Source organism: Novosphingobium sp. Sphag1I (assembly GCF_056279125.1).
The window spans coordinates 1-5,118 of the sequence record NZ_JBWBQS010000040.1; the positions used below are offsets into that span (position 1 = coordinate 1).

Below are 5,118 nucleotides of genomic sequence, written 5' to 3' on the forward strand. Positions count from 1 at the left end.
GCTTAAAATCTTCACTATGCTTCATCATCTCGTCGGTCTCCTGTTGCGAGCATAAAACGCTCAGGTGACCGGCACAAATCCGTTACAAGTCCAATTTTACGCTGATTACCGGCATCTTTCCTGCCAAACTTCCCGAGCAACAGCCGCAGCCGCGCAGGCGCGTCGGCTACCCCTCCGCCCGCTGCTATTTTGGCGCCGCAACGATGGGTACCAAACTGACCATCGCCACGCTTCATGCGGCTTTTGGCAAGGCCTCCGCCAATCTCTCGCCGCTCGAAGCCTGGGAGCTTGGGCATGCGGGCTAAGTTGAAGGGATGTTTTGCGCTTCACAAGAAGTTGGCGTCGGGAAAGATCAAGACCTACTATTTCCTGCGCGGGTTCGGTGCGTTGAACCCGCTCCCCGGTGACGAAGGCGAAGCCTTCGCGCCGGGGGCGCCCGCTTTCATGCGGGCCTATCAGGCGGCGATTGACGCACCGCGCAAGGCCCGCACGATTGGCACTTTGCAGTCGATCATCGACGGTTACTTGAAAAGCCAAGCCTATGCCTCGCTCGCGCCGCGCACCAAGAGCGATTATCTGAAGCACCTCAACAAGATTGGGGCCGCCAAACTCTCGGAAAAAGGGCCGGTTTTTTCGACATATCCGCTCGACACGCTTGATGACCCCAAGATCCGGCGGCGTTTGCTCGATTGGCGCGACCGGATGGCGGAGAACTCGCCGCGTCAGGCCGATGCGACTTTTGGTGTGCTGCGCATCATCCTCGAATGGGCGCGTGACCGGGGCATGCTGAGCCATAACCACGCGACGCGGCCCAAGAAGGTCTATAAGGTGGATCGCAGCGAGAAGATCTGGCTAGCCGCTAACCTCGAGGCTTTCAGGGCGTCGGCGCCTTCCGAAATGGTCTTGGCGCTGGAACTGGCGCTGTGGACGGGGCAGCGCCAGGCTGACCTCCTCAAATTGGAGTGGAGCGCGTACAAGGACGGGCGGCTGTCGTTCCGGCAGGGCAAGCGTAACCGCAAGGTCGATATGCCTGCACCAGCGCCGTTGCGGGCATTGCTTGATGCCCAGCCGCAAAAGGCCAAAACCATCCTGGTGACGCCCAGCGGCATTCCTTGGGGGCAGGTGCATTTTCAGCATCACTGGCGCAAGGCAACTCTGGCGGCTGGTCTCGATGGCCTGCATTTTCATGATATTCGCGGCACCAGTTGCACGATGCTCGCGGACGCTGGTTGCACGCCCTCTGAAATTGCCGCGATGCTCGGATGGACCATCCGCACCGTCAACGACATGCTGGATCGCTATCAGGCTTTGACGGCGGCACAGAGCAATTCGGCCGTGGCGAAGCTGGAGCGGCGGCAATGATGTAGGTCAGCAAGTTTCATACCTCATAGGGTATATATAGAAATTAAACCCTGCGGGGTATATTGTGATTTTACACCCTATGAGGTATATCCAAATCAAAGGAGGTTCCTATGGACCAGATTGTTCGCCTGCCCAGCCAGCTTGGAGCGCTCATCCGCAGCGCGAGGCTGGCGCGCGACCTGACCCAGCAGCAATTGGCGAGCCTGATTGGAAAGCATCAAAAGACCATCTCGGCCATCGAAACCGGCAGTGACGGTACCAAGCTCGATACGTTGCTCAGCGTGATTGCCGTGTTGGATCTCGATCTGCAACTGGTTGCGCGCCGCCAAGATGCCACTGACATCACGGATGTCTTCTAGGATGGCCCGCAAAAAGACCCATCTTCCGCTCGACGTGCTGATCAATGGGCGGCTGGCTGGCCGTCTGGAAAAGGCGGCGAGTGGGGCGGTCAGCTTTCAATATGCCGAAAGCTGGTTGGCCTGGGAACACCGCTTTGCCGTGTCACTATCGCTGCCTCTGGTGCCAACGGCATACCGGGGCGCAGAGGTGGCGGCGGTTTTCGACAATCTTCTGCCTGATCGCGACGCCGTGCGCCGCCGCGTGGCTGAGCGTATGGGCGCGCAAGGCGTCGACACCTACAGCCTGCTGGAAGCGATTGGGCGCGATTGTGTGGGGGCTCTGCAATTCCTCCCGGAAGGCGAGGGGGCAGGGGCCTCAACCATCGAGGCCGTGCCCGTCACCGATGTCGAGATCGAGGCGATGCTGGCGGATTTAGCGCAGGCGCCACTTGGTGTGAACCGGGATCAGGAATTCCGCATTTCCGTTGCTGGTGCGCAAGAGAAAACCGCCCTGCTGCGCCGCGATGGACAATGGTATCGTCCGATCGGCACGACGCCTACGACCCATATTCTAAAGCCCCAGCTTGGCCAGATCCCGACATCGGATGGCATGATCGACATGTCAGACAGCGTCGACAATGAGCATTACTGCATGAAGCTGATGCAAGCCTTTGGATTGGAGGTGGCGCGGACCGAGATCTGCACCTTTGGTTCCAGGCGCGTGTTGGTGGTTGAGCGGTTTGATCGGCATTGGCGCGATGCCGAGCATATCATCCGCTTGCCGCAGGAGGATTGCTGTCAGGCGCTGGGTGTACCGCCAACGCTCAAGTACCAAAGCGATGGTGGCCCGGGCATGCGTGATATTCTGGGGCTGCTCAAGGGGGCTGACGATCCCCAAAGGGATCAGATCGCTTTCTTGAAGGGCCAGATCGTGTTTTGGCTGATCGGAGCGACCGATGGTCATGCCAAGAATTTCAGCATTTTTCTGAAACCTGGCGGGCGTTTCAGTCTGGCGCCATTCTATGATGTGCTTTCAGCCCAGCCTGCCTTCGATAGGGGCCAGATCGCGCCCAACAAGTTCCGGCTGGCGATGTCGGCTGGGCGTAATCGGCATTATCGGATGGCTGAACTTATGGGGCGGCATTTTGTGCAGACCGGCAAAGCGGCTGGGCTGGGCGGAGGTGCGATGCGGGCGGCGATTGTCGAAGTGCTGGACCTTGCAGGGAAGGCTGGTGAGATCGCACTGGGTCAGATGCCGGGCGATTTCGCAGATGGCATTCAGGATAGCCTTGCCGCTGCGGTGGAAAGGAGGTTACCGCATCTCGTCAGCGCGCTGGAGGAGCTTTGATGGCAGTGTTATGAATTTCGTGTGCTGGGCCGCGATTGAACGACGCGGGCTGGGACTTTGCGGACATTCAGGACGCCCTTGCCGAACGGCAGCATCCGCCCCAAAGGCGGACATCGACAGGACGGTCCGCACCGCTTAATGCTCATACGCCAGCACGTCGGAGGGTTTGGGGATGCGCTTGTTGCGTTGGGCTTGGAACGTGCAGATATCGACGAAAGCAAGGGCGCTGATAGGGGTGGTTCTCCTAAGCGTATCTATCGGTTTGTTGATTATCGGCCCCAAATTGTTCCATTATGTGAGTGACGAGACCGTATTTGTTAAGATCACGGCTTGGACAGGGATATTCGGAATTGTCGCAGGCGTCAGTTCGATCTCAAAATGGATGCGAGACCGGGGACTAATACGATAATAGGGACGAACTTGCGGCACAGTGATCTGGATCGTCAACGGCCGCTTCCCACCAAATTGCGACGAAAAGCGCCTTTCCGGACACGGTGCTATTGCGGACGTTCAGCGGCAGTATAAAAGGAGTGTATGCGGCGTCCTTCGGCAAAAATCATCGTCAAATCTTTCGCGACGGTTCTGGCTGCTGCGCTCATATTTTGGGCGGGTCATATCACTGGTCGGGATGAAGGTGTTTTCGATCATTTTCCGAGCAGGACAGTGCCGTCGATGCCATTTGAGCAAGTCCTAGATGGCGATACGATTGTGGACCGTGGTCGTGCAATCCACATTGCTGGCATTGATGCTCCTGAACTTGGCCCTTGGGCTCAGTGCTGGGCTGAAGCTGCGCTCGCGGGATTTTCAAAAGATCGGCTCGAAATTAGTCTCACGAAGAATCGAGGTTGGCATATTGTGGACCTGAAAAAGGGCAGCGACGGACGCTTGACTGGCAGGATCCTCGACAAAGACGGCTATGATATTGCCGATGATATGCACGTTGATGGTGGAGCCGCGCTGACATCGGGCCATTGGGATTGGTGCAAAACCGACCCTAAAATGCATAATCCTGAAGAAGGAGAGAGATCGCCTATCGGTCCACAACTGTGGTGGCCCAGTGGTTTAGTGTTCGATAAAAGGGCCGCCGACTAACGGAATGCCAGCAACGTCCGCTCCCCCTAACTTTTCTGCCATCTGCCAGCCCCAGCGCCGTCGTTCAAAGCTGGCCATCGTTTAGATTTGTCTCGGAGGGCAGCTAACCACCTCAATCCGAAAAATATTGCCGTTCCAGACCGGTGCTAAAATCGACATTGAGACCGGTGTGCTTTTCTGGCAACAAGTAACTATGAAGACTGCGTTGGAACTTCCGGATGAAGCCCTTGACGACGGGGAACGACATTTCCTGAACGCAATCAAGGAACATGGCTGGTTCAGTACCCGCGTCTTTGATCATAAGGGGACGCAGCCGGATTTTACGTATTCCATAGGGTTCAGTGCAAGCTTTGATTTCCCGGAGATCATCGTGTTCGGGCTATCGAAAGATACAGCTCATTCCGTTTTATGGGACGTGTGGCGGGACATTGAAACCAACAAAAAGCCCCCCATTGGCCTCAAAACAATCGGAATTTTCGGCAATGCTGACGCTGTTTTCTTGCCCGTAGCGAAATCAGCCTACCCCGAGCACCTTGGCTGGAGTCGCTGGTTCTACCGAGGAGATAATTTCGACTGCCTACAACTCGTCTGGCCGGATCGGGAGGGCAAGTTCCCGTGGGAGCAAGGCTTTGACAATGACTTGGTAACCAGCCAAACGGACCTAACTGGCGGCGGCTGGAAATCACACCCAGCTTGATGTCCGCTCCCCCTGACTTTCCTGCCGCAGCGACCGTTACGCGGGAGGTCCGTTAGCCGTCCTTTGTTCAGGGGGCGAGGCGGCTGGAATGGCCGGTGTTGGCGTAGACCGACGTTTCCGGCGATGCATTGGAACGACTTGAGTTGGTCGGGTGCCGTCCGTGCCGAAAGCCGGATCGTGGGACATGTACGAACCCGCTGGCGCGGGAGTGGCGCTTGTTTTGAGGCCTGGCCAGTGATCGGCGGTCTGGGTCTAAGTTGAGGTCTGGGCCAGGTAGGCAG

At 57.4% G+C, this 5,118-nt stretch carries 5 protein-coding genes; all 5 read left to right on the top strand.

Annotation, left to right across the window (positions count from 1 at the left end; translation table 11 throughout):
- Positions 1-294 precede the first annotated feature (294 nt).
- The 5 genes from ACZ9HU_RS22280 to ACZ9HU_RS22300 all read left to right on the top strand — a co-directional run bounded on the left by ACZ9HU_RS22280 (position 295) and on the right by ACZ9HU_RS22300 (position 4,837).
- Positions 295-1,362 carry a tyrosine-type recombinase/integrase gene (locus ACZ9HU_RS22280; RefSeq protein WP_476108066.1) on the top strand — a complete coding sequence of 356 codons (1,068 nt, stop codon included), beginning with the start codon at positions 295-297 and terminating at the stop codon, positions 1,360-1,362.
- 110 nt (positions 1,363-1,472) lie between these two features.
- The gene (locus ACZ9HU_RS22285) at positions 1,473-1,721 is read left to right on the top strand and encodes a helix-turn-helix transcriptional regulator (protein ID WP_476108067.1); all 249 of its coding nucleotides are present in this window, start codon (positions 1,473-1,475) and stop codon (positions 1,719-1,721) included.
- A 1-nt stretch (position 1,722) separates the two neighbouring features.
- On the top strand, positions 1,723-3,048 hold the full coding sequence (locus ACZ9HU_RS22290; protein WP_476108068.1) for a type II toxin-antitoxin system HipA family toxin: 1,326 nt from the start codon (positions 1,723-1,725) through the stop codon (positions 3,046-3,048).
- A 534-nt stretch (positions 3,049-3,582) separates the two neighbouring features.
- Positions 3,583-4,140, top strand: coding sequence for a thermonuclease family protein (locus ACZ9HU_RS22295; RefSeq protein ID WP_476108069.1), 558 nt, complete (start codon positions 3,583-3,585; stop codon positions 4,138-4,140).
- A 193-nt stretch (positions 4,141-4,333) separates the two neighbouring features.
- Positions 4,334-4,837: a DUF4262 domain-containing protein gene (locus tag ACZ9HU_RS22300; protein WP_476108070.1), complete on the top strand. Its 504-nt coding sequence runs from the start codon at positions 4,334-4,336 to the stop codon at positions 4,835-4,837.
- The last annotated feature ends 281 nt before the right edge of the window (positions 4,838-5,118 follow it).